This window comes from Streptomyces sp. NBC_01549, from assembly GCF_026339955.1.
Taxonomy (GTDB): domain Bacteria; phylum Actinomycetota; class Actinomycetes; order Streptomycetales; family Streptomycetaceae; genus Streptomyces.
In genome coordinates, this window is record NZ_JAPEPW010000002.1 from 2,283,829 (window position 1) to 2,309,667 (window position 25,839).

Annotated in this window: 22 protein-coding genes; 8 read left to right on the top strand and 14 right to left on the bottom strand. The window is 69.5% G+C overall.

What is annotated here, in order from left to right:
• Nucleotides 1-158: 158 nt before the first annotated feature.
• Nucleotides 159-1,328, top strand: a complete 1,170-nt coding sequence (locus tag OG819_RS45610; protein ID WP_266655270.1) for a glycoside hydrolase family 76 protein — start codon at nt 159-161, stop codon at nt 1,326-1,328.
• 32 nt (nt 1,329-1,360) lie between these two features.
• Here the strand turns inward: OG819_RS45610 and OG819_RS45615 are convergent, their stop codons facing one another.
• The 5 genes from OG819_RS45615 to OG819_RS45635 all read right to left on the bottom strand — a co-directional run bounded on the left by OG819_RS45615 (nt 1,361) and on the right by OG819_RS45635 (nt 5,733).
• Nucleotides 1,361-2,392 carry a LacI family DNA-binding transcriptional regulator gene (locus OG819_RS45615; RefSeq protein ID WP_266630432.1) on the bottom strand — a complete coding sequence of 344 codons (1,032 nt, stop codon included), beginning with the start codon at nt 2,390-2,392 and terminating at the stop codon, nt 1,361-1,363.
• A gap of 93 nt (nt 2,393-2,485) precedes the next feature.
• Complete coding sequence (locus OG819_RS45620; RefSeq protein WP_266655272.1) at nt 2,486-3,781, bottom strand: extracellular solute-binding protein; 1,296 nt, start codon at nt 3,779-3,781, stop codon at nt 2,486-2,488.
• Nucleotides 3,782-3,836: 55 nt separating this feature from the next.
• Nucleotides 3,837-4,748 carry a carbohydrate ABC transporter permease gene (locus tag OG819_RS45625; protein ID WP_266428836.1) on the bottom strand — a complete coding sequence of 304 codons (912 nt, stop codon included), beginning with the start codon at nt 4,746-4,748 and terminating at the stop codon, nt 3,837-3,839.
• Nucleotides 4,732-5,400, bottom strand: coding sequence for a carbohydrate ABC transporter permease (locus OG819_RS45630; protein WP_266655274.1), 669 nt, complete (start codon nt 5,398-5,400; stop codon nt 4,732-4,734). The genes OG819_RS45625 and OG819_RS45630 overlap by 17 nt, the downstream gene beginning before the upstream one ends.
• Nucleotides 5,401-5,733, bottom strand: a complete 333-nt coding sequence (locus tag OG819_RS45635) for a hypothetical protein (protein WP_266655277.1) — start codon at nt 5,731-5,733, stop codon at nt 5,401-5,403.
• A 190-nt stretch (nt 5,734-5,923) separates the two neighbouring features.
• Here OG819_RS45635 and OG819_RS45640 point away from each other — a divergent pair, with 190 nt between their 5' ends.
• Nucleotides 5,924-7,249, top strand: coding sequence for a glycoside hydrolase family 125 protein (locus OG819_RS45640; protein WP_266655279.1), 1,326 nt, complete (start codon nt 5,924-5,926; stop codon nt 7,247-7,249).
• Between the two features lie 25 nt (nt 7,250-7,274).
• On the opposite strand, the gene OG819_RS45645 is transcribed toward OG819_RS45640, so the two are convergent.
• The gene (locus OG819_RS45645) at nt 7,275-7,883 is read right to left on the bottom strand and encodes a dihydrofolate reductase family protein (RefSeq protein WP_266655281.1); all 609 of its coding nucleotides are present in this window, start codon (nt 7,881-7,883) and stop codon (nt 7,275-7,277) included.
• A gap of 211 nt (nt 7,884-8,094) precedes the next feature.
• Here OG819_RS45645 and OG819_RS45650 point away from each other — a divergent pair, with 211 nt between their 5' ends.
• A complete protein-coding gene (locus OG819_RS45650) occupies nt 8,095-9,102 on the top strand; it encodes a CorA family divalent cation transporter (RefSeq protein WP_266655283.1) in 1,008 nt (335 codons plus the stop codon).
• Nucleotides 9,103-9,138: 36 nt separating this feature from the next.
• On the opposite strand, the gene alc is transcribed toward OG819_RS45650, so the two are convergent.
• Both alc and allB read right to left on the bottom strand, forming a co-directional pair.
• On the bottom strand, nt 9,139-10,251 hold the full coding sequence (gene alc, locus OG819_RS45655; protein WP_266655285.1) for an allantoicase: 1,113 nt from the start codon (nt 10,249-10,251) through the stop codon (nt 9,139-9,141).
• A gap of 62 nt (nt 10,252-10,313) precedes the next feature.
• The gene (allB, locus tag OG819_RS45660; RefSeq protein WP_266634804.1) at nt 10,314-11,636 is read right to left on the bottom strand and encodes an allantoinase AllB; all 1,323 of its coding nucleotides are present in this window, start codon (nt 11,634-11,636) and stop codon (nt 10,314-10,316) included.
• A 298-nt stretch (nt 11,637-11,934) separates the two neighbouring features.
• Here allB and OG819_RS45665 point away from each other — a divergent pair, with 298 nt between their 5' ends.
• Entirely contained in the window at nt 11,935-12,738 is an 804-nt protein-coding gene (locus OG819_RS45665) for an IclR family transcriptional regulator (protein WP_266655286.1), read from the top strand.
• A 20-nt stretch (nt 12,739-12,758) separates the two neighbouring features.
• On the opposite strand, the gene OG819_RS45670 is transcribed toward OG819_RS45665, so the two are convergent.
• Entirely contained in the window at nt 12,759-13,013 is a 255-nt protein-coding gene (locus OG819_RS45670; protein WP_266655288.1) for a hypothetical protein, read from the bottom strand.
• 106 nt (nt 13,014-13,119) lie between these two features.
• On the opposite strand from OG819_RS45670, the gene OG819_RS45675 reads away from it, so the two are divergent.
• A complete protein-coding gene (locus tag OG819_RS45675) occupies nt 13,120-14,595 on the top strand; it encodes a PLP-dependent aminotransferase family protein (protein ID WP_266655289.1) in 1,476 nt (491 codons plus the stop codon).
• 42 nt (nt 14,596-14,637) lie between these two features.
• Here OG819_RS45675 and OG819_RS45680 read toward each other — a convergent pair whose 3' ends face one another.
• Entirely contained in the window at nt 14,638-14,955 is a 318-nt protein-coding gene (locus tag OG819_RS45680; RefSeq protein WP_266428859.1) for a DUF5955 family protein, read from the bottom strand.
• A gap of 209 nt (nt 14,956-15,164) precedes the next feature.
• Between OG819_RS45680 and OG819_RS45685 the strand changes: the two genes are divergently transcribed.
• On the top strand, nt 15,165-15,764 hold the full coding sequence (locus OG819_RS45685; RefSeq protein ID WP_266655291.1) for a nucleotidyltransferase family protein: 600 nt from the start codon (nt 15,165-15,167) through the stop codon (nt 15,762-15,764).
• 187 nt (nt 15,765-15,951) lie between these two features.
• Nucleotides 15,952-17,586, top strand: coding sequence for a malate synthase A (aceB, locus tag OG819_RS45690; protein ID WP_266655293.1), 1,635 nt, complete (start codon nt 15,952-15,954; stop codon nt 17,584-17,586).
• A gap of 13 nt (nt 17,587-17,599) precedes the next feature.
• Here aceB and OG819_RS45695 read toward each other — a convergent pair whose 3' ends face one another.
• From OG819_RS45695 to OG819_RS45705, 3 genes are all read right to left on the bottom strand, one after another.
• Entirely contained in the window at nt 17,600-17,875 is a 276-nt protein-coding gene (locus OG819_RS45695) for a SelT/SelW/SelH family protein (protein WP_266428868.1), read from the bottom strand.
• Complete coding sequence (locus OG819_RS45700) at nt 17,872-18,786, bottom strand: HipA family kinase (protein ID WP_266655295.1); 915 nt, start codon at nt 18,784-18,786, stop codon at nt 17,872-17,874. Before OG819_RS45700 ends, OG819_RS45695 begins: the two co-directional genes overlap by 4 nt.
• A 322-nt stretch (nt 18,787-19,108) precedes the next feature.
• Nucleotides 19,109-22,885: a S8 family serine peptidase gene (locus OG819_RS45705; RefSeq protein ID WP_266655297.1), complete on the bottom strand. Its 3,777-nt coding sequence runs from the start codon at nt 22,883-22,885 to the stop codon at nt 19,109-19,111.
• Between the two features lie 590 nt (nt 22,886-23,475).
• On the opposite strand from OG819_RS45705, the gene OG819_RS45710 reads away from it, so the two are divergent.
• Nucleotides 23,476-24,444 carry a helix-turn-helix domain-containing protein gene (locus tag OG819_RS45710; RefSeq protein ID WP_266630400.1) on the top strand — a complete coding sequence of 323 codons (969 nt, stop codon included), beginning with the start codon at nt 23,476-23,478 and terminating at the stop codon, nt 24,442-24,444.
• A gap of 445 nt (nt 24,445-24,889) precedes the next feature.
• Here OG819_RS45710 and OG819_RS45715 read toward each other — a convergent pair whose 3' ends face one another.
• Nucleotides 24,890-25,258: a cupin domain-containing protein gene (locus OG819_RS45715; protein WP_266634802.1), complete on the bottom strand. Its 369-nt coding sequence runs from the start codon at nt 25,256-25,258 to the stop codon at nt 24,890-24,892.
• Nucleotides 25,259-25,839: the final 581 nt, after the last annotated feature.

A 25,839-nucleotide genomic window follows, 5' to 3' on the forward strand; every position in this document is an offset into this window, starting at 1 on the left:
GAAACGTAACCATCGAGAAGATTCCACCAGCCGGGTCCCATCGTCAATGGTCCGGACCAGGCTGTCGTGCAACTGAACTACCGATGCTGTCAGAGGCGTTGACGGCCTCATGAGTCGATGACAACGTTTCCATACCCGCATCCCCGGAGGCCCTCACCATGCCCATGCATCCCTCTCGGCGCGTGATGGTCGGTTCCGGCCTGGCCGCGATCACCGCGACGGCCACGACGCCGGCAGCCGCAGCGCAACGATCGGGACCGGCCCGGGCGTTGTCCCGCGCCACGGCCGCATACTCCGCGTTGAAGAGACACTTCGACACGAACGACGGCTCCGGGCTGGTCCGCGAGCAGATTCCGGCGGCGGCCGGGGACAACCCGTACTCGTACGAATGGCCCTTCTCGCAGGTGCACATCGCCGCGCTCGACCTCACCCTCGTGGACACGACGTACGAGCCGGAGCTGGCCCGACGGGCGGCGGCGCAGGAGCACTTCTGGAATTCCGGCGGCGGCACGACCGGGCTTCCCGGTTACGCCTCCTACCCCGTCGCCCCGTACGGCTCGGGCGGCGACATGTTCTACGACGACAACGAGTGGGTCGGTCTGGCGAAGGTCCAGCGCCATCTGCAGACCGGGGACACCGCCGCCCTGGCCCGCGCGAAGGAGATCTTCGCCCTGGTCAGGTCCGGCTGGGACACCGACACCACCCATGCCGCATCCGGCGGTGTCTTCTGGACCCAGGCGACCTGGAGCCGCGACCGCAACACCGTCTCGAACATGCCGGGCGCCCAACTCGCCCTGCGCCTGCACCAGATCACCGGCGAGGCCGACTGTCTCGACTGGGCGAGACGTCTCCACGACTGGACGAACGCGCATCTGCAGAGCCCCGGCGGCCTGTACTGGGACCACCTCGACCCGCAGGGCACCGTCGAGAAGACCTTCTGGTCCTACAACCAGGGCGTGCCGGTCGGCGTCGACGTTCTCCTCTACGAGATCACCCGTGACCGCGCCCATCTGCGCCGGGCCGAGCGGATCGCCGAGGCCGCGTACGACTACTACGTCACGCAGGGGCGGCTGTTCACCCAGCCCGTGTACTTCAACTCGATCTTCTTCAAGAACCTGCTGCTCCTGGAGTCGGTGACCGGGAAGGACAGGTACCACCGGGCGATGGCCGACTACGCCGACCAGGTGTGGTCCACGATGCGCGATCCGGCCACCGGCCTCGTGCACTTCGACGCGGCCGGCGGTACGCAAGCGATCCAGCAGGCGGCATTGGCGCAGATCTACGCCGTGCTCGCATGGCCCCGCGCCAAGTGGCGGACGCTCTACTGACTGGATGCTCCGCTGACTGGACGCTCCGCTGCCTACGGGTGCCCGATCTCTCCCGTGCCGCGCGCGATCAGGTGGACCGGGAGGACGATGCGGCGGGAGGGCGCGTCGTCGCCATTGATGCGGTCCAGCAGGAGGTGGGCGGCGTGGCGGCCGAGTTCCTCGGTGTCGGAGGTGACCACGGTGACCGGTGTGGGGAGCATGTCGGCCAGTTTGAAGTCGTCGAAGCCGACGACGGCGATGGGGGCCTGGAGCTGTCGGCAGGCGCGCAGGACGCCCTCGGTGAGGAAGCCCGTGGTGGAGAAGACCGCGGTGGGCGGATGGTCGGAGGTGAGCAGGGTGTGCGTGGCGGCGGAGGCTTCCTCGGTGGTGCCGCGGCGCAGGGTGACGACCAGGTCGTTGTCGGGGGTGAGGCCGCTGCGACGCAGCGCCTTGCGGTAGCCGCGCAGCCGTCGGCCCGTGCTGTAGTAGGAGGGGGCGACGAGTATCGCGATCCGGCGGTGGCCCTGGTCGATGAGGTGCTGGGTGGCCTTGCGTCCGCCGTCCTCGTTGTCGACGAGGACGACGTCGGCCTCGGCGCCGGTGGCCGGCCGGTCGACGAAGACGATGGGCACGTGGTCGTGGCCGTTGATCTCGTTGAGGAAGGCGTGGTCGCCCTGGTCGGGGACGATGATGAGCCCGGCGACGCGCCGTCCGATGAGCTCGCCCACGGCGCGGCGCTCGACCTCCGGGTCCTCGTCGGCCGTGCTGAGGAGGACCGCGTAGCCGGCCCGGTTGGCGACTTCGACGGCGGCCTTGGCCAGGGACGCGTAGAACGGGTTGGTCAGGTCGCCGAGCAGCAGCCCGATGGTCATGGAGTTCTGCCCGGGACGCAGCGAGCGCGCGATCTCGTTGCGCTGGTACCCGATGGCGTTGATCGCCGCCATCACGCGCTCGGCCGTCTCCTCGCGGACCGTTCCGATGCCGTTGACGACGCGGGAGACGGTGACGACGGCGACTCCGGCCCGCTCCGCGACATCGCGCATCGTGGGCCTGGCGTTCTGGTGGTGCGGGGGACGACTGCTCACGTGAGTCGAAGACCAACCTTCCATCGCGCACCGGGGGCCGGGACCGCCCTCAGGATACGTTTCGGGTCCCGGCCCGCCGCTCGGCCCGGGTGGCTAACTGTTGCTCTTGATCACTTCGTTGATCTTGTCGGTCATCGTCCGGAGGTCGGAGAGCGGCTTCTTGCCGTTGAGGATGTCCGGCCAGTAGGCGGTGATCAGGTCGTTCGACTGGCTGGCCCACTGGGTGGTGAAGCGCACGCCGATGGTGGACGACGTGTTCAGTCCCGCCTTGACGGTGGACGCGACGGTCGTCAGACCGGCCTTGTCGAGGGCACCGAAGTAGGCACTCTGGGCGGAGAGATAGGCCGGGGCCGCCACCGGGGAGCCGGGCAGCACCTTGGTCCACACGGTGGAGTCGAGGTACTTGAGGACCTTGTACGTCGCGTCCGCGTTCTGGGTGTACGACGGGGTGCAGATGCCCACGGCGTCGTACAGCGTGGCCGGCTTGTTCACCTGCGGGAGGGGCGCGAACCCGTACTTGATCTTCGGTTTGTCCGTGAGGAAGCCGGCGGCCAGCCACTGGCCGCTCCACAGCATCGGGATCTGCCCGGCGGCGAACAGCGCCTGCTGGTTGCTGATGTCGTAGCCGGGAGGTGCGATGGCGCCGCTCTTGATGCCGGCCACGAGCTTGCGGACGCCTTCGGTGTACGTCGCGTCGATGGTGGTCTTGGTGGGCTGGTGAACGGAGTCGGCGAAGGGCGCGCCACCCGCGGACAGCGAGTACGTGCTCAGGGAGAAGGGGCCGTCCGTGGAGGTCATGGCGTCGGCGACCAGGCCGTACTTGGCGCCCTTCGCGTGCAGCTTGGCGGCGGCGTCGAACATCTGGTCCCAGGTCCATCCGGCGGCGGGCACGGCTATTCCGGCGACCTTGAAGGCGTCGATGTCGTACCAGATGCCGTAGGTGTTGATCAGTGAGGGAACACCGCCGATCTTTCCGTCGGCTGTCTTCCAGTTCTTCATGGTGGAGGAGACGAAGCTGCTCGCGCCGAAGTCGCCGGCGCCGGAGAGCCGGGAGGCCCAGTCGGTCAGCAGGCCCTGGCCGGTGTACTGCTGCTCGGTGTCGTTGCCGCACCAGAACAGGTCGGGCAGTTTCTTGGCTTGGGTCAGGGCCGCGAGCTTGTCGCTGTAGTTGCCGTTGGGTGTGTCGATGCGCTTGACCGTGATGTTCGGGTCATGGAAGCCGGTCAGCGCCTGGTCGATGGCCTTGTTGGTGGCGGCGGACTCCCAGGTCATGAGGGTGACCGTCGCCTTGCCGTCGGACTGCTTCCCGGACGAGCCGCCGCAGGCCGCCGTCGCGAGCAGTCCCCCGCCCGCCAGCAACACTCCGGCGACACGGATCAATCGTTTCATCATGGCCTCCTGATACCTGGCTGGTACATGGCTCGTACGTGGGTCGTGGCGCGGATCAGCGCTGATTGACGGTGCCCAGGGCGCTCAGGCCTTGGATGAAGTAGCGCTGGGCGACGAAGAACACGGCCAGCGGCGGGAGCATGTAGAGCAGGTTGGTGGCCATGTAGAGGTTCCAGTCCGGGGTCTGGCCGGCGAACTGGGTGACGAAGGAGGCCATGCCTACGCTCAGCGGCCACTTCTGCGACGAGTACAGGTAGATGAGCGGGTTGAGGTAGTCGTTCCAGGACATCTGGAAGGCCAGGATTGACATCGTTATCCAGGCCGGCTTGGTGATCGGAAGCATGACGCTGACGAAGATGCGGACGTGTCCCGCGCCGTCGACCTTGGCCGCTTCGTCGATGGAGTGCGGGATCGACAGGAAGTACTGGCGGGCGAGGAAGATGAAGAGCGGATTGCCGCCCAGGAAGGCCGGGACGATCAGCGGCAGCCAGGTGTCGTACCAGCCGATGTCCTTGAACAGCTGGAACAGCGGGATGATGCCGACCACCGGTGGCAGCAGCATGCTGCCGACGAAGACGTAGAACCACACCTTCCGGCCGGGGAAGCGCAGCCGGGCCAGGGCGTATCCGGCCATCATCGAGGTCATCACGCCGCCGATCACCGACAGGCCGGTGATGACGACGGAGTTCAGCAGCAGCCGCGGGAAGTGGATCACCTTCGGCCCATTGACGAAGTTCTCGAAGTGGAACTGGTGGGGCAGGAGTCGGGGCGGGACTTCGAAGACCGCCGAGGGGCCCTTCAGCGCGACGGTGAGCATCCACAGGATGGGCAGGATCATCACCGAGCTGATCAGCAGCGCGACGGCGTACCAGGACGCCGTCCGTACGGCCTTGCCGCGCGGCTTGGCTGCCGGGGCTGTCGTCGGCGCCGTCGTCGGCGCCCTCGTGACGTCAGGAGACGTGGTCACTGTAGGTCCAAATCGACGAGAAGCGGGCGGTGGCGGCGATCACGACGACGATGACGAGGAACAGCACCCACACCTGGGCGGAGGCGTAGCCGAACTGGGAGACCTGCCCGAGTCTGGGGAAGCCGTTGTTGTAGATCGACAGCATCATCGTCCGGGTGCTGAACCCGGGACCGCCCTGGTTGTCCGGCGAGAGGATCTTCGGCTGGTTGAACGCCTGAAGGGCCGTCACCATCTGCAGCACCACCTGCAGAATCATGATCGGGCTGATCAGTGGCAGGGTGATCCTGAAGAACACCGTGCGGGAACCGGCGCCGTCGAGCCTGGCCGCTTCGTAGAGCTCGGTGGGGACCGCCTGGAGCGCGGCGAGAAAGATGATCATCGTGGAGCCGACGCTCCACAGCATGACGATCACGATCGAGGGCATGGCCGAGTCCGCCCCGGACAGCCATTCGCTGGTCGGCAGGTGAAGCCAGTTCAACACCTGGTTGGCCAGGCCGACTTGGGGGTTGAAAACGAACTTCCAGAGCGTGATCGTGGCCACCACGGGCAGGACGACCGGCAGGTAGCACAGCGTGCGCAGCAGGCTGACACCCCGCATCCGCTGGTTGCAGAACACGGCCAGGGCCAGCCCGATGACCAGCGACAACGGCACCTACAGGACGACGAGCAGCAGCGTGGCGCGCACCGAGGGCCAGAAGGACGGGTCGGTGCTGAACATCCTGCGGAAGTTGTCGAAGCCGATGAACTTCGGGTCCGACAGGCCGTTGTAGCTGGTCAGCGCGGAGTAAGCCGACCGGATCAGCGGGTAGACGACGAACCCCGTGAAGCCGATGAGAGCCGGCGCCAGAAACACGTATGCGGCCAGAGTGTCCGAGGACCTCTTGCGTCGCCAGGGTCGTCCGAGACGCCCCGGGCTCCCCCGGTCCGGCGGCAGGTCCACGGGCGGTACGGCGGTTCGCGTCTCGTGGTGCGGAGCGGCTGTCACACGCGCTCACCTTCTTCCTCCGAGGAGTTGGCGAAGACCCGGACCCGGACCGGGGCCGACCCGACCGTCTGGTGGCCGCCGGCCCGCTCAAGGTAACGTTTCCATTCCCTGGCGATCACACGGTGGCGCACGCCACATGAGGGAGTCAAGAGGCGCGACGGTAACGTTTCCCGGATCAACATCCGGAATAATGTGGGCAGTTCCGGAGTCGCTGAGGACGCTCGGACGACGACTGGCCACCGGGCTGCGGGGCGGCCCGGCAGCGGACATCGTCGAGAGTTGCCTGACCAACACATGGACCACGTCGATGAGTTGGGGCACCGCGCCGTCGGAAGTCCCGGAGGTCTTCGTCAAGACCGGAGACATCCCGGCGATGTGGCTGCGGGACAGCACGGCCCAGGTCCGCCCGTACCTCGCCGTGGCCACGGATCCGGAGGTCGGCGACGTCCTGGTCGGTGTGTCACGCCGTCAGATCCGCTGCGTCCTGCTGGACCCGTACGCCAACGCCTTCAACGACGGCCCCACCGGCGCGCACGGCGAGCCCGTCGACCGGCCCACGCCCGGAACATGGGTGTGGGAGCGCAAGTACGAACTCGACTCCCTCTGCGCGCCGTTGCAGTTGGCGTACGCGATCCGGCGGGCGACCGGTCGCGAGGACCACCTCGACGACGCCTTTCACCGCGCCGCGTGGACGATCGTACGGCTGTGGCGCGCGGAGCAGTCCCACACGCACTCGCCCTACTGGTTCGTCCGGCCGTCCGGCCCCTTCGCCGCTGACAGCCTTCCCCAGGGCGGCCGCGGAGCCAGTGTCCGGCGGACCGGTATGACCTGGTCGGGCTTCCGGCCGAGCGACGATCCCTGCCGGCACGGCTACCTCGTCCCGGCCAACGCGCTGGCGTCGGCGAGCCTGCACGGGCTGGCCGAACTGGCCTCGTCCGCCCTCCGCGACGCGGAACTCGCCCGCGAATCAGAGAAGTTGGCCGCCGACATCGACGCCGGAATCCTGGCGCACGCGGTGGTCGAGGCCGACGGCGTATCCGTCCTGGCCTACGAGGTCGACGGCCTCGGGGCGGTACTGCTCGGCGACGACGCCAACCTCCCGAGTCTGCTGAGCCTCCCCCTGAGCGGCTGGTGCGCACCGCGGGACCCGCTTTATCAGGCCACCCGGCGTCTCGCGCTCTCCACGGCGAACCCTTCGTACTTCAGCGGCAGTCACGCGTCCGGCGTCGGCAGTACGCACACGCCGGACGGCCATGTCTGGCCGCTGGCGATCGCCACCGCCGGCCTCACCGGCGACGAGAACGCCGCCGCGCGAGCGCTGGAAACCCTGGCGGCCACGACCGCGGGCACCGGCCTGATGCACGAGAGCTTCCATGTCGACGCCCCCGGCCGGTTCACCCGGGACTGGTTCGGCTGGGCCAACGCCATGTTCTGCGAACTCGCCCTCGATCTGTGCGCGGACGGCGTACGGCACCTGTTTCCCGTGCACCCGCGGACGCTGCCCGCGGGGGCGTGAGGGCCGCACGGCTTCGGGGGCCGCCTCAGAAGCTGCCGTACGCCGGGCGGCCGTCGAGTTCGTACGTGTGGATCGCCACGCCCGCGCCCGTGACGCTGCCGGAGACGTGCTGGAACGCGGTGGGGACGGCGCCCTCGGCGAAGAGACGCCGGCCCGCGCCGAGTACGACAGGGAAGGTCAGCAGGTGCAGGGTGTCGACCAGGTCGAGCGCGAACAGGGACCTGGTGAGGGCGGCGCTGCCGTGGACCTGGAGCTCGCGGTCGGTGCGCTCCTTGAGGGCGGTGACCTCCTTGGCCAGGTCCCCCGCGATCACCGTCGTCCCCTCCCAGGCGGGATTCGTGAGGCTCGACGAGGCGACGTACTTCGGCAGGGAGTTCAGCTTGGCGGCGATCAGGTTGGCGGGGTCGGTCACCTTCGGCCAGTAGCCGGCGAAGATCTCGTACGTACGCCTGCCGAGCAGGAACGCGTCCACGCGGGAGAAGACGTCGATCACGAAACCTCCGAAGTCCTCGTCCCCGTAGGGGGCGCTCCAGCCGCCCTGCTCGAAGCCGCCACCGCGGTCCTCCTCGGGGCCGCCGGGGGCCTGGTGGACGCCGTCGAGGGTGACGAATGCGGTGAGGGTGAGCTTGCCCATGACGGGTGCCTTCTTCCTTCGGTGGGGTCTGCCGTCATCAGGTCAGACCCCGCCGGCACCCACAACTCATCGGTGTCCCGAAAACCGGTGGCCGAGGGCCCGTGGGCCGGGGACACGGCGTGGTGCGCGGTCAGCTGCACCCGGGGCCGTCGGCGGTAGTGTGCCGAGGGACGTCGCAGTGCGCGCACGACGCCATCCACGGTGAGGGGCGATGATCGTTACGGTGGTGTCGATGCCGGAGGGCGTCGTCGTACGCACGGGGTTGGCACAGGCCCGGGAGCGTCTCGCGGTGACCTCTGGCTTCGTGATCGTGGACATCGACCTGGAAGACGAGCCCTCGCCCGTCGACGAGCCGCTGTCCCGTCGGCTCGGGCTGGACGCCGCGGCCGGCGAGTGGCTCGGCGGAGCGGAGGAGCACGTCCGGGTCGAGTACCACGACGGCACCGCCGTCGGCGTCGTTCCGGTGGTCTGCGGGAACGAGGTCACCCATATCCATGTCCTTGCCGACGAGCGCCGCTTCGTCACGGTGCATCACGGGCCCGTCGAACTGATCGAGACCTTCATCGACCAGTTGCCGCAGGACCTGCCCCCCGACGCGGTGACGACGATGTTCCTGTTTCTGCAAGGGGTTCTGGAGACCTTTCGCCGGGCCGTCACACAGGCCCATCTGGAGGTCGAGGACCTGGAGGAGGCGATGTTCGAGCGGCGGCAGCCGGAGCATGTCCACCGGCTGGCCCGGCTGCGACGGCGCGCGGCCCGTCTGCATCGCGCGTTCCTGCCGTACGCCGCGGTCGCCCAGGAGATCCTGGTGCGCCGCAGGATGGCGAATCACGCCCTCCCGAAGGAGCGGCAGGAGATGAACCGGCTGCACGAACACACCATGCAGCTGGTCCTCGTGGAGATCGAGGCGCTGCGGGACGCGGCCCGGCGGGCCGCGACCAGTTACGCGTCGCTCGTCGCCGATCAGCAGAACGTCGTGATCAACAGACTCACCATCGTCTCGATGGTCTTCTTGCCACTGTCGTTCCTGACCGGCTTCTTCGGCATGAACTTCGGCTACCTGACCAACCGGCTGACGAGCGAGGACTCCTTCCTGGAGTTCGGCCTGGGCCTGCAGGTGGGTGCCGTGGCCGTCGCCCTGTACTACGTGCTGTACCGCACGCACTGGCGGCAGCTGCGCGACAGCCGTGCCCGCGACGCCGCCGACGACCAGCCCTGATCGCGTCCCGCCGGGGCCCCGCGCGGCAGCGCGGTCTCAGCCGAGCTCCTGGTACCTGGCCGTCAGGGCCGTGGCGCCCTCCTTGGTGAGGGAGCCGAACAGGCGCAGGCGGGAGATGCCTCCGTCGGGGAAGATGTCCACGCGCGCGTGGGTCCCGGTCACCGGCGCGGCGAGGCCGAAGCGGTGGTTGGTGTCGGGCTGGAGTCGGGTGCGCGGCAGGATCTCCGTCCAGTCGCCGTCGTCGCCGTCCTTCACCGACACCGACGCCCAGCTGGCGCTGTTGCCCTTCAAGTACGCCGTGTCGATCTCCAGGGCGCGGATCTCGGACTGGGCGACCAGCTGATAGCGGATCCAGTCGTTGCCCTGGTCGCGGCGGCGGCGTGTCTCCCAGCCGTCGTCCATCTTGCGGGAGCGTCCGGGCTGGATGGTGTTCGTGGCGGGCGAGTAGAAGAGGTTGGACGCGTCCTCGACCCGGCCGCCGTTCTCCAGGGCGAGGACGTCGAAGGTGCCGAGCACGGAGAGCCACTCGGGGTCGGCCACGACCTCGCCGTACACGCGCAGCCGGGCGATGCCGCCGTCCGGGTGCTGGTTGACGCGGAGGTGGGTGAAGCGCTGCTCGACGGAGACGGTGAAGCCGTTGGCGGCGTGGCCGCCGACCGCCGTGCGCGGCAGGAGCGTCGTCCACTTCACGTCGTCCGCGAGGAGTTCCTCCGGTGACGGGGAGCCGGGGACCGAGGCGCCCTCGACCGACACCGCCTGGGGGTAGTTGCCGCGGAAATGGGCCGTGTCGACCACCACCCCGCGTACGACACCGGGTGCGCCGAGCCGGACGAGCGCCCAGTCGTGGTCCTGGGCCGTCGGCCACGGGTGCTCGGCCGAGGCGCCCCGGCGCCGCCGTGTCTCCCAGCCGTCCATGACCTTGCCCTTGTGCCCGAAGTGCTCGGGGTCGAACTCGGCCCGCCCGGGCAGCAGGAGGTTCTCGCGCTGGGCGAAGAACTCGTCGTTGGCGGCGATGACCCCGGCGCCGAGCTGCCGGTCGGCGAGGTTGGCGTACTGGGTGAAGGGGAAGTCGGCGGTGCGGTGGTCCGCGTACGGGTCGCCGCCTCCGTAGGGGTTCGCGTCACCGGTGAAGTGAGGAATCGCCGTCACGTTGATCAGGTCTGCCTTTCGAGGTCGGCCGCTGCGGGTGCGGGTGCGGGTGCGTTCGAGGACTACGGGGTGCGCGTCAGGAGTTCGCCCCTGGGGGCGCCGAACTCGCCGTCGGCCACGATGCGCTCGCCCCGCAGCCAGGTGGACTTCACGACGCCGCTGAGCGTCCGGCCGGCGTAGGCCGTGACCCGGTTGCGGTGCTGCAGCGCGGCGGGGTCCACGGTGAAGGTCTCGTCGGGGGCGAGGACGGCGAAGTCGGCGTCACGGCCCACGGCGATGGCACCCTTGCGGGAGTCCAGGCCGACCAGTCGGGCCGTGCGCGTGGACATCCAGCGGACCACGTCCTCCAGGTCGTGGCCGCGCCCCCGGGCCTCCGTCCAGACCGCCGACAGGCTCAGCTGGAGCCCGGAGATGCCACCCCAGGCGGTCGCGAAGTCGTCGGTCTTCAGGTCGGCCGTGGACGGCGAGTGGTCGGTGACGACACAGTCGATCGTGCCGTCGGCCAGCGCCTGCCACAGCAGGTCCTGGTTGGCGGCCTCGCGGATGGGGGGGCAGCACTTGAACTCGCTCGCCCCGTCCGGGACTTCCTCGGCCGTCAGGGTCAGGTAGTGGGGGCAGGTCTCCACCGTGATCCGCACGCCCGCCCGCTTGGCCTCGGCGATGAGGGGCAGCGCGTCGGAGGACGACAGGTGCAGCACGTGCACACGCGCGTGGAGGCGTTCGGCCTGCGCGATGAGGTGGGCGATGGCGGTGTCCTCGGCGTCGCGCGGGCGCGAGGCCAGGAAGTCGGCGTACTTCCGGCCGCCCTTCTGAGGGGCGGCGGCGAGGTGGTGCGGGTCCTCGGCGTGCACGATGAGCAGACCGTCGAACGCGGCGATCTCGGCCAGGGACCGGGCCAGTCCCTCCTGGTCAAGCTCGGGGAACTCGTCCACGCCGGACGGCGACAGGAAGGCCTTGAAGCCGAAGACTCCCGCGTCGTGCAGCGGGCGCAGGTGCTTGACGTTGTCGGGGAGGGCACCGCCCCAGAAGCCGACGTCGATGTGCGCCTTGGAGCGGGCGACGTCCCGCTTCGTGCGGAGGTGGTCGACCGTGGTCGTCGGCGGGAGGGAGTTGAGCGGCATGTCGACCAGGGTGGTGATGCCGCCGGCCGCGGCAGCGCGCGTCGCGGTCCAGAAGCCCTCCCACTCCGTGCGGCCGGGGTCGTTGACGTGCACGTGGGTGTCGACCAGGCCCGGCAGGAGGACGTCGTCACCGAAGTCCTCCAGACGGACGCCGGACGGCACCTCGGCGTCGTACGCGAGCACGGCCGTGATCCTGCCCGCGGCGACCGCGACCGTGGCGGCGCGCGTCCCTTCGGGAGTGATGACGCGCGTCGAGCGCAGCATCAGTTCGACCCATCCGACGTCGGACACCCGGACCCCTCTCTCTGCCGCTGTCGAGTCCCGCTGCCGCTGTTAACTTCCGCGTAACGGAATTCAACGTTCTGTTGAAGGAGTCTTCACTCAAGCCCTCACGCCGTCAAGGGCTCACCCCTCCACCCTGCCCCCGAATCCAGTCCTCTGGAGATTTCCGTAAAACGGAATTAGAATTCCACGAAGCAGAACTTAACTATGTACCCCCAAGGAGTCAACCAACAGCCGGGTAGGCTGCATCACTGCCTGTCAGTCGTGAAAGGACCGCGCCGTGCCTGCGTCCAGCGCCAGCACCACCGACGCCGCCAAGTCATCCGCCCCGAGCGGTGGTGTCCAGTCCCTCGAGCGCGCCTTCGACCTGCTCGAGCGCATGGCCGACGCCGGTGGGGAGGTCGGCCTGAGTGAGCTCTCCGTGAGCAGCGGGCTGCCCCTGCCCACCATCCACCGCCTCATGCGCACGCTGGTGGTCTGTGGTTACGTACGCCAGCAGCCGAACCGCCGCTACGCGCTCGGCCCCCGGTTGATCCGCCTGGGCGAGTCCGCCTCCCGGCTGCTCGGCACCTGGGCACGCCCCTACCTCGCCCGCCTGGTCGAGGAGACCGGCGAGACCGCGAACATGGCGCTGCTCGACGGGGACGAGATCGTCTACGTGGCCCAGGTGCCCTCCAAGCACTCGATGCGCATGTTCACCGAGGTGGGCCGCCGGGTGCTGCCGCACTCCACAGGCGTGGGCAAGGCCCTGCTCGCGAACACCCCGGCGGACGAGGTGCGCGCGCTGCTCGCCCGTACCGGCATGCCCGCCGCGACGGAGAAGACGATCACCACGCCGGACGGCTTCCTCACCGCGCTGGAGGAGGTGCGCCGGCTCGGCTACGCGGTCGACGACAACGAGCAGGAGATCGGCGTGCGCTGCCTCGCCGTCTCGGTCCCCGACTCCCCCACGGCCGCCGCCATCTCGATCTCCGGCCCCGCGGGCCGGGTCACGGACGCGGCCACGGAGAAGATCGTGCCCGTGCTCCAGCAGGTCGCGGTGGAGCTGTCGGAGGCACTGGCCAGCTCGAGCCCGGGGGCCTGACCGGAGCGCGCCCCGGGGCATCAGGACTCACCCCGGCGCGGCACCGCGAGCCCCCCATCGGCGCGGGCGGCGGAGCGCCTCGCGACCAGTCTGCGCACCCGCTCCCGCACGGGCACCCCCGGCATCCGCTCCTCCTGGCGCCGCTGCATCTCCCGCTCCCCACGATCGGTGAGGCAGCGGTCGCTTCCCTCGCCGCTGATGCTTCCCTCGCCGCTGATACTCCCCTTCTCGCTGATGCTCCCCTTCTCGCAGACGTCTCCGGCGTCGATCGACATCGCTCCGCTCCCCTTCCCAGGCCAATACGGTTGGACGATTTCCCCTGGTCCCCGGAGTCTGTAGGCTGATTGGCCTGCCCTACAGGGCCAATGCGAGGGAGTTGGCATGGTGAACGGATCGGTGGTCCATGGAATGGACAGGACGCTGGGAAGCCGGCAGCTCGCCGCGCTGCTGTCCGCCGTGCCGCACGCCGACGGCCGTCCCGGGTATCGCGCGCTGGCCGACGGCGTACGCAGGCTGCTCCTCGACGGCCGGATCGCGCTGCACGTCCGGCTGCCCGCCGAGCGCGAGCTGGCCTCGGCGCTCACGGTCAGCAGGGCCACCGTGACAGCGGCGTACGACCTGCTGCGGGAGGACGGGTTCGCGCGGAGCCGACGGGGTGCGGGGACGTGGACGGAACTGCCCGCCGGCCACCGCCCGGCCAATGTGGCCTCCTTCCTGGCCGACGAAGGCGTGATCGACCTGGCGATCGCCGCGCCCGGCGCGCCCGAGCCGGAGCTCGCCGCGGCCTTCGCGGAGGCGGGCGTCCTGCTGGCCGGGCGGGCCTCGACACCCGGCTATCACCCCTACGGGATCCCTGAGTTGAGGGCCGCCGTCGCCGAGCGGTTCACCCGGCGCGGGCTGCCGACGCTGCCGGACCAGATCCTCATCACGAACGGGGCCCAGCAGGCCCTCTCGCTCACGCTCGGGCTGCTCGGACGGCCCGGTGACCGGATCCTGGTCGAGAACCCCTCTTATCCGAACGCGCTCGACGCGATGCGCCGCGCCGGACTGCGCACCGCTCCCGTTCCCGTCACGGCGGAGGGCTGGGACCCGGGGCTGATCGACTGCGCACTGCGGCAGACGGCGCCCCGCCTCGCGTATCTGATCCCCGACTTCCACAATCCGACGGGGCATCTGATGCCGCCCGAACAGCGCCTGGCCGTAATGGAGTCGGCGCGCGCGACCGGCACCTGGCTGGTGATCGACGAGACGATGACGGACATCGCGCTGGATGTGCCCGGGGCCCCGCCGTTCGCCTCGCTCGCGCCGCGCGGGATGGGCGAACAGGTCGTGACCGTGGGGTCGTTGAGCAAGACGCACTGGGGAGGGCTGCGCCTCGGCTGGGTGCGGGCGGGATCCCGGCTGATCACGGAGCTGGCGACCGCGCGGGTGCCCGCGGACATGGGCGGTTCGGTCCTGGACCAGCTGGTCGCGCTCGGGCTGCTGGCGCGCACGGACGAGGTGCTGCGCGAGCGGCTGCCGCGACTGCGCGCCCAGCGGGACGCGCTCGCAGACTCACTGGCCCGTCATCTCCCCGACTGGCGCTGGCAGTTGCCGCCCGGCGGGCTGACGCTGTGGATCGACCTGGGCCGCCCGATCGCCTCGTCGCTGGCCCGCGCGGCTCTGGCGCAGGGCCTGCGCATCGAGGGCGGTTCCCGGTTCGGCGCCGACCCGGGCACCCATGAACACCGGCTGCGCTTCCCGTACACCCTGCCGTCCGAGGTGCTCGATGAGGCCGTACGCCGGCTCACGACCGCCCTGGACAGCGGGCTCAACGCGGCCAAGGCGGAGGCGGCCCGCCCGCATTGGGTGGCGTGAGCGGCGCTCCGGAGACACACCCCCGCGAAGGCTCCAGCCCCCTCAGCGGCGCCGGGGCGGCTCCCCGAACAGCTCCACCGCGCTGCGTACGTCCGCGAGGCCGGTCGACAGCGCGCTGACCGAGCCGATCGCGCCCGCGATCAGCAGCAGGGAGCGGCGCAGCCGGGGGATCTCGGGCATACCGCTGAGAGCCATCGCGGCGAGGGCCGCGAGCTCGTCCTCGGCGATCCCCCGGTCGGGGAACTCGGCCGGATGTGTGGCGAGTTCACGGCGCAGCCGGGAGACGGCGGTCCGTAGTTCCGCCACCCTCGGATCCTCGTCGCTGCCGGTCACTGGCCTCTGCCCCAAGCTCCGCAACACAGCTCGCCCCCTCGCACGTCCTTGTGCGCACGCCCTTCGCCTGTCTGTCCCGGACCCCATGGCGATGGTCGGGCGCCGGGGGACGCGGGCCAGTAAACGCCACCCGATGCGGCGGCGCCACCGGGTGGACCGAAATTCAGCCCCACGAAACCGTGCCGTCGGCGCCGGGTCAGGTATGCAGGAGGTATGACCGACAGGGAAGACGGCGTATGACGCACAGAGAAGACCAGGTGGCCGGGCTGCTCCTCGCGGCCGGCGGGGGGCGACGGCTCGGTGGGCGGCCCAAGGCGCTGCTCGAACACCGGGGGCGTCCCCTGGTGGAGTACGCGGTGGGGGTGCTGCGCGCGGCCGGGTGCTCACGCGTCCACGTGGTGCTGGGGGCGCGCGCCGACGCCGTCCGGGAGCGGGCGCGGCTCGACGGGTGTGTGCTCGTGGACAACCCGGAGTGGGAGCGCGGCATGGGCTCGTCGCTGCGGGCCGGGCTCGGCTCGCTCGCCGGCACGGGCGCGCGGGCGGTGCTGGTCTCGCTCGTCGACCAGCCCGGCATCGGGCCGCGGGCGGTCGCCCGGGTGCTCGCCGCCTACCGGGACGACACCTCGCTGGCCTCGGCCGCGTACGACGGCGTGCGCGGCCATCCCGTCCTCTTCGGCGCCGCCCACTGGGCCGCTGTCGCGGCGAGTGCGACCGGTGACCGGGGGGCGCGCGCCTATCTGAAGGAGCACGAGGCGGCGATCACGCTCGTCGAGTGCGGCGACGTGGCGCGGCCGTACGACATCGACACGGAGGACGATCTGGGACACCTTGAGTGAGCGGCGTGGCACTGAGCGCCAGCTTGCCTCGACCTGGAGAATCTCGACATCAACAAACCATTGAACTTCCACCATGAGGAAACTACTATCCACAGTTCAGAAGCGCCGGGCTGCTCCCCAGGCGCCGATCGCCCTACCCGGGTCGCCTGGCACCCGGTGCCACGCTCGCTGAAGGAAGTGACAGCTCATGTCCGCACCAGCGCCGTCCCCGCTGGCCATCGTCGACGCCGAGCCCCTGCCCCGGCAGGAAGAGGTCCTCACCGACGCGGCCCTCGCCTTCGTGGCCGAGCTGCACCGGCTGTTCACGCCCCGGCGTGACGAGCTCCTCGCCCGCCGCGCGGAGCGCCGCGCCGAGATCGCCCGCACCTCTACGCTCGACTTCCTCCCCGAGACCGCCGCCATCCGCGCGGACGACTCCTGGAAGGTGGCCCCCGCCCCGGCCGCCCTGAACGACCGCCGCGTCGAGATCACCGGCCCCACCGACCGCAAGATGACCATCAACGCCCTCAACTCGGGCGCGAAGGTGTGGCTCGCGGACTTCGAGGACGCCTCGGCCCCCACCTGGGAGAACGTGGTCACCGGTCAGCTCAACCTGATCGACGCGTACACCCGCAGCATCGACTTCACGGACCCGAAGTCCGGGAAGTCGTACGCCCTGAAGGCGGAGAACGAGCTCGCGACGGTCGTCACGCGGCCGCGCGGCTGGCACCTGAACGAGCGTCACCTCGTCGATGCGGACGGCACGCCCGTCCCCGGCGCGCTCGTCGACTTCGGCCTGTACTTCTTCCACAACGCGCAGCGCCTGCTCGACCTCGGCAAGGGCCCGTACTTCTACCTCCCGAAGACGGAGTCGCACCTGGAGGCCCGGCTCTGGAACGACGTCTTCGTCTTCGCGCAGGACTACGTCGGCATCCCGCAAGGCACCGTCCGCGCGACCGTCCTGATCGAGACGATCACGGCGGCGTACGAGATGGAGGAGATCCTCTACGAACTCCGCGACCACGCCTCCGGGTTGAACGCGGGCCGCTGGGACTACCTCTTCTCCATCGTCAAGAACTTCCGTGACGGCGGCCAGAAGTTCGTGCTGCCGGACCGCAACGCGGTGACGATGACGGCCCCGTTCATGCGCGCGTACACCGAACTCCTCGTCCGCACCTGCCACAAGCGCGGCGCGCACGCGATCGGCGGCATGGCGGCGTTCATCCCCTCCCGGCGCGACGAAGAGGTCAACAAGGTCGCCTTCGAGAAGGTCAAGGCCGACAAGGACCGCGAGGCGGGCGACGGTTTCGACGGCTCATGGGTGGCCCACCCGGACCTGGTCCCGATCGCGATGGCCTCCTTCGACGCCGTCCTCGGCGACAAGCCGAACCAGAAGGACCGGCTGCGCGAGGACGTGTCCGTCGCCGCCGGGGACCTGATCGCCGTCGACTCCCTCGACGCCAGGCCGACCTACGACGGTCTGGTCAACGCCGTCCAGGTCGGCATCCGTTACATCGAGGCCTGGCTGCGCGGGCTCGGCGCGGTCGCCATCTTCAACCTCATGGAGGACGCGGCCACCGCCGAGATCTCCCGCTCGCAGATCTGGCAGTGGATCAACGCGCGCGTCGAGTTCGAGCACGCGGGGAAGACCGTGAGGGCCACCCCGGAGCTGGCCCGCGAGGTCGCCGCCCGGGAGCTCGCGAACATCCGCGCCGAGATCGGCGAGGAGGCCTTCGCGGCCGGTCACTGGCAGCAGGCCCACGACCTGCTCCTGGAGGTCGCGCTCGACGAGGACTACGCCGACTTCCTGACACTGCCGGCGTACGAGCAGCTCAAGGGCTGACCTCCGAGACGGCTCACTTGTCCGAGTGGCCCAGGGACCTTCCCGGGGCCACTCGGTCGCGTACGAGCTTCTTCACGGCCGTCGGTTCCGGGAAGCCCTGCTCGCGCCGGTCCCAGACCACCTCGTCGTTCACGCGGACGACGAAGACGCCGCCGGTGCCGGGCTTCAGGGACAGCTCGGTGAGTTCCGTCTCGAAGGTGGTAAGCAGCTCCTGGGCCAGCCAGGCCGCGCGGGGCAGCCAGCGGCACTGGGTGCAGTATTCGATCTGGACCCGCTGGGCGTCTGTCATCCGAGGTGCACCGACCAATCCTGTTCCGCCGCCGGTTTGCCGTGCAGGTCGGGTACCCGCTTGAGCCAGTTCGGGCGGCCCTGCTGGGTTTTCGCCGCGCGGTCCGCGTCCTCGGCGGCAAGCTGCTCGCGGCTCGGGAAGTCCGTGGGGAGCCAGGCCGCGGACGCCTTCACACGGGCGAGGAGATAGCGGACGTACGCCTCGCGCGCCTCGTCCGGGGTCGCGAACCCGGGTTCCTCCGCGAGCCAGGCGTCCGGCACCTCGGCGAGGACCTCGCGCAGCAGCTCCTCCGTCACCTTGGGCGCGAGCTCGGCGTCGGCGGCGCGGGTGCCCGGGGCGTAGCCGCCGAGGGCGTGGCGGCGGAAGTCGTACGCCTTCTCCGGGGCCGAGGCGTCCCAGCGGTGGTGGAAGACGAGGGCCGCGCCGTGGTCGATCAGCCACAGCCGCGGGGGCGCGATGCCGAGGGTGGGCCAGATCATCAGGTTCGAGCTGTGCACCGTGCGGTCCACATTGACCGTCAGGGCGTCCAGCCAGATCACCTTGCCCGCCTCCAGCGGGTCGACGGGGAACGTCTTGGCGATCTCCGGGGTGAAGTCCCTGGCGCCCGGCAGAAAGTCCATGCCCAGGTTGACGCCGGCGCTGGCGCGCAGCAGGTCCTGGACCTCCTGGTGCGGCTCGTGCTCGGCGACGGCCGGGTCGAAGTGGACGAGGACCAGCTCGGGGAAGCGCAGCCCGAGGGCGCGCGCCAGCTCACCGACGATCACCTCGGCGACCAGCGCCTTGCGGCCCTGCGCGGAGCCCGTGAACTTCACGACGTACGTCCCGAGGTCGTCGGCCTCGACAAGACCCGGCAACGAGCCGCCCTCGTGCAGGGGGGCAATATAGCGGGTTGCAGTGACCTCAGTTAGCACTTTCCCAGGCCACCCGACTCTCTAGCCTTACATTCCACGATCCACTCCAGCCGCCGATCTCCCCGCCCTCCGGGCATCCCGTCAATGACGGTACGCCCCTTGCTCCCGGCCTCCGGCATGAAGTGAGCATAGTAACCGAGCGTTACCGCTGGTTTCTTCCGCTCGATGCAGCGGTGCTGTTCGCAGTCGGCGACGAGCGTCTGCACATCAGTTGTGGCACCGCACAGACCCCGGAACGCGGCCCAGTTCACGACGGCCTGGAACCAGGCCCGCCCCCGGGGGCCGCGGCGCGCGGCTCCACCCGGGGGCGGGTTGGGGGTGGTTACTTCAGCCCGAAGGCGCGAGTGATGCTCTGGGTCACGCTGTTGCCCCGGTCGTCGTGCGCGGAGGCGCGCAGGGTGGCGTACGCGGCACGCGCGGGGGCGTGGAGCATGGTCGCCCAGCCGTCACCGCGGTGGGTGAGGGTTGCCTTCTGCCAGGTGGTGCCGTCGTCGTAGGAGACGTCAAGGGAGACGGCCTTGATCGCCTTGGAGCTCGGTCCCCCGGGGATGTGGGAGGGAGTGACCACGAGTTCGGCGTTCCGGTGTGCCTTGCCCGAGGTGTCGGTGTCGACCTTGTAGTCGAGCTGAATCAACGGCAGGACCGTGGCCACGCCAGGCTCACCGGCCGCCGAGGTGAAATTCCACTCGGTCCGTGTGCTGGTGGAGTACGGGTTCGTCCACTCGCCGCGGGAGTTCTCCGAGACGAGCCGGTACGGACGTCGCTCGGGGCTGAGGTCCCCGACCTGGAGATGGTCGGTGAAGGCCTGGGCTACGAGATCGGTTCCCTGGTACAGGGACAGCCCGTTGCGGACGAGCGGGTTGTCGACGGTGCCGCCCACGTGGTCACCGCCGGAGTCGCCCCAGCCGTTGACCTCGATGATGACCTCGTTGTCGATCCTCTGCTGCGACCCCGACTGGTTGTTGAGGCGAGGACGCTCGATCGGGCCGAACCAGTCCACGTGGCTGGTGCTGCCGGCCTGGTAGCTGACCGTCGGCCCCGCCTCCTGGATCTCACCCGGGATCTGGTTCCGTTCGATCCACTGGTTGCCCTTGCCGGCGGAGACCCAGTCGGTGCGCTCGCCCTGGGCCGGAGTCTCGTGGAGGTAGGAGTAGCCCAACTCGAGTCCCCCGAAGGTGACGTCCGAACGGTATTCGGCCGTCCTGTCCGGCTGGTAGTTGCGGAAGGAGACGTCGACGCGGGCCAGGTCGCTCTTCTTCGGCCGGTAGGTCGGGTCGGTGGGTACCTCGTCGGCGTACTGACGGACCAGGTCGTAGAGGTAGTCCGTGGTGCGGCTGGTGACCACGGTCAGCGGGGTCCTGCCGTGCTGGATCCGGGCGATCAGCTCCTCGCCCTCGTCCTGGGTGAGGGTGGCCACCGAGAGGGGCGGCACCAGCCCGAAGGACTGGAAGCCCACCGGCCAGGGGCGCAGCCGGCCCACTCCGTCGTTGACGACGAGCAGCAGCCGCGCGCCCGCCTGTACGGCCGCGGCCGCCTGGTCCTCGGCCGAGACCGTGTCGCTGCGGCGCACCACGGCGACCTTGCCCCGGGCCCGCAGCCCCGTGTAGTCGGACGCGGCGCCCTCACCGGCGAAGACGGCGTCGAGGGTGGCCCGTCCGTCCGGAAGCTGCGCCGAGCCCCGCTGCACCCTCAGGTCGTCGAAGTTCTGAGAGCCCGAGGACACGGCCAGTGCGGGCTCCTCCTTGCGCCAGCGCGCCCTGAAGGAGAAATGACCCTTGGAGACCTTCTTGCCGGTGGGCAGCGCCCACATGCTGTCGTACTTGTACGCCAGCATGTCCAGGGTGCTCATCGAGTAGTGGTTGGCGTCGAAGACCCGTTCGACGTCCATGTGGAACTCGGAGTCGGTGGTCGCCTGGGGAACGACGGCGCTGACCTGCCGGGCGGCCCTGGCGTCCAGCACGACCGCGCGGTCCCGGTCCAGGTTGATCTCAGGAGCGCTCAGGAGGGCCTTGCCCAGCGAGTGCGGGCCGTGCGTGCCCTGCACGTCGGCCTTGAGCCACACGGAGTAGGTACCGGGCGGCATCCGCAGAGTGGTCGTGCCCGACGCGCCGATCTCGAAAATGCTGTAGACGTCCTCCCCGTAGACGTCCTTCCCGGTCAGGGTCACCTCCCCGCCCAGCGGTTTGCCGCTGCGGTCCTTCGGGGTGAGGGAGAGGTTGTAGCGCTCGGCCTCCTTGCCCCCTCCGATGAGGGTGTGAGCGAGGATCCTGCCCTTGGCGTCGGAGGCGTTGATCATGCCGCTGTACTGGCTGTCCAACGGGGCCTTGTCCAGGTTGACCGTGTAGGTGACCTTGCCGGTGCCGTGCGCGGGCACGGTGACCCGCGGGGCGGACAGGGTGAACACACCCGCGGGCGCGCCAGGGACGTCGACGGCCAGGTCGAGCGTGACGGGTGCGTCGGCGGTGTTGGTGTAGGTCACCTCCTTGGTCTCCTTCTCACCGGGCTGGTGGGGCCACGGCTTGAAGCCGGCGTAGGCGCTGCCGGTCGCGAACAGCGTGTCCCGTACCGCCGCCGCGACGTCCAGGCGGCCGGAGCCGGCCTGGTAGGGGGTGTACTGCGGGGTGGCCTTGGTGGAGCTGATCAGGGCGTCCTTGAGCTGCCGGCCGGTCCAGTCCGGGTGCGCGGCGGCCAGCAGCGCGGCGGCGCCCGCGACGTGCGGCGTGGCCATCGAGGTGCCGCTCAGCGTCCGGTAATAGCCGTCGCCCTCGGACAGGTGCGAACGTGCCGCGAGCACGTCGACTCCCGGTGCGGTGAGTTCCGGCTTGAGCCCGTCGTCACCCACCCGCGGACCCTGGCTGGAGAAGTCGGCGAGCTGGTCGGAACCGTCCACGGCGCCGACGGTGAGCGCGGCGTCCGCGGCGCCGGGCGAGCTGACGGTGTTCGGGGCCCCGCTGTTGCCCGCCGCGACGACGAAGAGCGCGCCGGTCTCAGCGCTGAGCTCGTCGACGGCCTGGCTCAAGGGGTCGCTGCCGTCGGTCGGAACACTGCCGAGACTCATGTTGATGATCTTGGCGTGCTGGTCGCGGGCCGCCCACTCCATGCCCGCCAGGATCCAGGACATCTGGCCTATGCCGCCGCAACCTTGGTAGCTGCACACCGTACCGAGAACCTTGCCGATGTGCAGTGTGGCGCCGGGGGCGACGCCCTTCTCCTTGCCGTCCGAGGCGGCGCCGGTGCCGGCGATGGTGGACGCGACGTGCGTGCCGTGGCCGACGGGGTCCTCGAAGACGTTCTCGTCGGGCACGAAGCTGGCCGAGCCGGCGATGCGGTCCGCCAGGTCCGGGTGGCTGTTGTCCACACCGGTGTCCAGCACGGCGACGTCGACGCCCTTGCCGGTGTCGCCTCCCGCCCATACCTCCGGGGCGCCGACCTGCGCGGTGGTGTCCGCCAGATCGGCCTTGACCTTCCCGTCCAGCCACACCTTGGCGATCCCGCCGGCGAGCGTCGGCTTCCCACCGGTGGCGCGGGCGCCGACGCCGGCGCCCGCGGTGAGCGCGGACCAGAAGTCCGCCGAGCGATCGTGCTTCTCCGTCAGTGCGGCGCCCTGGATGCTGCCGAGCGTGCGGACCTTGGACGCCCCGGAGGGCACCGCCTGGGTGCGCTCGCGGGCAGCGGCCTTGGTGTAGTTGACGATCAGCGGGAGTTGGCTGCTGTGCGCGTTGTCGTAGCCGTCGGCGAGGAGCTGCGTGACATTGAACAGATTCTTGTCGAGGACCCCGGCGGAGACGTACGGCAGAGCGGAGTCGGGGTAGACGTAGGTGTCCTTTCCGACCTTGTTGACCTCGAAGTCAATGGCTTCACCGTGCGGTCCCTTGACCTCCGTGGCCGCGGCGCCGTCAGCGGCGGTGGTGACGGTGTCCCCGGTGATCAGGGTGACGGTGCGAACGGCGCCGGGACGGGCTCCGGCGGTATCCGCTGCGTTCGTCGCCCCGGACGTGGTGGCCGACGCGTTGGCGAATGACGGCGGGATGACCGTCAGGATCGCCAGGGCAGACCCGAGAGCTATCAGCCTCGATCTGCGGGGGTATGGGGTTGACAAAGGGGACTCCTATGATGAACAAGTAAAAAAAGCCGAAACGGCGTCAAAAGGCCACCCAGGGACTGGCATTGCGGGTTGTGGTCGTGGTGGTCCGATCAACCGCCCTGGTGGCCACCATGTCGTAGGCGGCGCTACCGCCCTCGGCGATGCCGTTATGCAGCCACAGGGCAGGCGATCTCACCCTTGCCATGGGCGGAAAGGACGCCGGAGGTCCTGTCGACAGTGTCAACGGTGTGGACAGTGTGGTTCCATCCTCGAACCCACCGTTGGTCACCACAGATGCGACCACCGGCAACAGGGACCGTCTTTCTTGAGTTGAGGCACCTTCAACTCCCTTTATGCGGGCGCGACACAGTCTTCGCGGCAGACAAATCGGGTGAAGTGACGAATCAGCGGAGGATCGGAAGGCCGACGCCGTGGACCGATCACGGAGGTTCTGGGATCGCGCAGCAGGATGGTGTGGACGATCACAGTTAAAGCTTGTGGCCGGGAGATGTACAGATCACAATCGTGTCGGAAATCGCCAGCTGGCGAATCGCGCCATTACCGGCCCGACGGCCCGCCGGGCGGAGACGACCAGGAGGACCCCGGTGCTCGGTACTCTCGGGATCAGCGAGTTCGACGAACGGCTCTACCGCGCTTATCTGGCCAAGCCGGACCGGACGGCGCGGGAGATCGCCGAACACCTGGGCACCACACCCAGCCGGATACAGCACGCGGTGGCCCGGTTGGTGGGACTGGGCCTGCTGCGAAGAGAACGACACGGCCAGTACCGGCCGGTCAGCCCGCGGACCGCGTTGAGCGCGCTGCTCGCCAAGCGTCGAGCCGAAACCGAGGCGGCGTTCGCCGCGGTGGGGGACACTGTCGATGACCTGGCAAGTGAGTACCGCGCCAACCGGCTGCAGGGGAATCCGAACGAGCTGGTGGAAGTGATCACTGGTGAGGCGGCGGTCACCCTGAGGGTGGCCGAGCTGACCCAATCGATCCACACCCACTTCTGGGTGCTTGACCGACCCCCGTACCTCGGCCCGTACAGCAATGAGTTGGAGGAGACCTTCACGATGGACCTGCTGGGCCGCGGCGTCGACATACGGTCCGTCTACACCCCCGAGGCGCTGGCGCAACCCGGCCGGTTCGAGCTGATCAGCCGCCTGTCCACGCTCGGCGAGCAGGCCCGGCTCCTGCCGTCCCTGCCGTTCAGGCTGCGGATCATGGACCGTCGTGTCGCACTGGTCGCGCTGATCGGAGGACGGTACGACAGAATCGTCGCCGTCCATCGGTCGGGTCTGCTCGATGCAATCCTCGAACTGTTCGACACCTACTGGCAGCGGGCACAACCCATCGCCTCAACGGCCCCGAACACCCCAGACCAGCCGAGCGCGGAAGATCTCCTGCTGCTGAAAATGCTCCAAGCGGGCTACAAAGACCAGGCGATCGCCCGACAACTCGGCACGAGTGCACGCACCGTGACCCGCCGGATCGCCGCGATCGCGTCCCAGCTCGGCCTCGACACCCGCTTCCAGGTGGGCGCCGAAGTCGTCAAGCGCGGCTGGATCTGAGAGGGCTCAAGCGGCGCCGGGACGCCGCCACCCGCCAGTGACCCGGGCTCGACATCGCCGAAGACCCCGGCCTGCTCAAAGCGGCCACTCCCGAAACCTATCTACCTACCTGGCACCGCCAGCGGACGACCTCCCACACCAGCGCCGCGGGCCAACTCGTGCGAAGTGGCCCTCAGTCGGGCAACTGAGGGCCACCCTTCATCGTCGCGCGATTCTCCGCCATGAACCGCTGCACCTGCTCCGCGACGAGCTCCGGGCCGGTTCCAAGGGCATGTCCGCTGTGGGCCGACCACACCTCTGGATGGAGATCGGTCTCGAAGTCGTGCCGGCTTCGGCCGGCCGGACTGTGCAGCGCGGCCGATCCCGGAGTCGGATCCGCTGGTCAAGACCCTCGGACGCCGCAATGCTGGAGGAGGCGGGCACGGAGCCGGCCTCCCCCGCGCAGTCAGGGGCGAGGTGCGCGCCGGTCCCGCCGCTGCTCGAGCTCCTCCGCACTGACCGGGATGAGCATCGGCTGGCCGGGGGCGCAGAACATCGTCACGACGAACGCGGACTCGACGTCGGCGAGGTTGTTGCCGTCCTGGTAGTGGATGACGTCGCCGCCCGGCTCCCAGAAGGTCTCACCGGCCTTGAGGACGCGCGCCGGCTCACCCTCCAGTTCGAAGACCATCTCGCCCTTGAGGACATAGCCGTAGGCAGGGCCGGAGTGGCGGTGCGGCGGGGCGCCCTCGCAGCCCGGCGGGAGGGTGACCAGGAGCGTCATCGCCTCGGCGCCCTCGGGTATCTGCGGTGCGCCGGGTACGGACCCGATCATGTCGATCTGGGGCGGCGGTGTGGTCGCGTTGGGGTTCTCAATGTGGTGCGAGTGTTCGGCGCTCACGGACTTCCTCATCGTTTGCGGTCGGTCGATTCTTCTTACATCAGTCAAGACAGAGTGGAGTCGCAATGTGTGACAGTCCTCGCCGCGTCGGACGGCGACGCCGACGGGGCGGCCGCACCTTTCTCGCTGCCGTCCATGACGCAGATCTCACACCGACTTCCGGGACTCTCCCGGAGATCAGAACCGGAGCTACCCTGTTCGCCGATTCCTGAGCGGCTTACGGTCGCCCTGCACCTCGCCACCGCTCCGTTGAGGCGGAAGAACACCCCGGCCGTTCGGGCGTAGGAGGCATGGGCAGAAAGTGAGTTGTGGAATCCGGCCGACGCAGGCAACTTCAGAGGGGGGAAGATCTCATACGTCGGCCGGACGGTATTGTGAGCAGTGAGCCATCAGCTCTCGGTACTGCGTCGCGCGCCCATGGTTGACGACATGTAATGGCGATCCGTGGACGTTTCGCCGCCCTCGGACGCGACAACTTCGTACCCCCGGGGCGCCTCGTTCACTGGGCACGCACA

Excerpts from the sequence above, each read along its gene's own strand:
- OG819_RS45650 (WP_266655283.1), top strand. The coding sequence starts at position 8,095 with ATGATCGTTACGGTGGTGTCGATGCCGGAGGGCGTCGTCGTACGCACG.
- OG819_RS45620 (WP_266655272.1), bottom strand. The coding sequence starts at position 3,781 with ATGAAACGATTGATCCGTGTCGCCGGAGTGTTGCTGGCGGGCGGGGGA.
- aceB (WP_266655293.1), top strand. The coding sequence starts at position 15,952 with ATGTCCGCACCAGCGCCGTCCCCGCTGGCCATCGTCGACGCCGAGCCC.
- OG819_RS45715 (WP_266634802.1), bottom strand. The coding sequence starts at position 25,258 with ATGATCGGGTCCGTACCCGGCGCACCGCAGATACCCGAGGGCGCCGAG.
- OG819_RS45675 (WP_266655289.1), top strand. The coding sequence starts at position 13,120 with ATGGTGAACGGATCGGTGGTCCATGGAATGGACAGGACGCTGGGAAGC.
- allB (WP_266634804.1), bottom strand. The coding sequence starts at position 11,636 with ATGCTGCGCTCGACGCGCGTCATCACTCCCGAAGGGACGCGCGCCGCC.
- OG819_RS45685 (WP_266655291.1), top strand. The coding sequence starts at position 15,165 with ATGACGCACAGAGAAGACCAGGTGGCCGGGCTGCTCCTCGCGGCCGGC.
- OG819_RS45645 (WP_266655281.1), bottom strand. The coding sequence starts at position 7,883 with ATGGGCAAGCTCACCCTCACCGCATTCGTCACCCTCGACGGCGTCCAC.
- OG819_RS45695 (WP_266428868.1), bottom strand. The coding sequence starts at position 17,875 with ATGACAGACGCCCAGCGGGTCCAGATCGAATACTGCACCCAGTGCCGC.
- OG819_RS45670 (WP_266655288.1), bottom strand. The coding sequence starts at position 13,013 with ATGTCGATCGACGCCGGAGACGTCTGCGAGAAGGGGAGCATCAGCGAG.
- OG819_RS45610 (WP_266655270.1), top strand. The coding sequence starts at position 159 with ATGCCCATGCATCCCTCTCGGCGCGTGATGGTCGGTTCCGGCCTGGCC.
- OG819_RS45640 (WP_266655279.1), top strand. The coding sequence starts at position 5,924 with ATGTGGGCAGTTCCGGAGTCGCTGAGGACGCTCGGACGACGACTGGCC.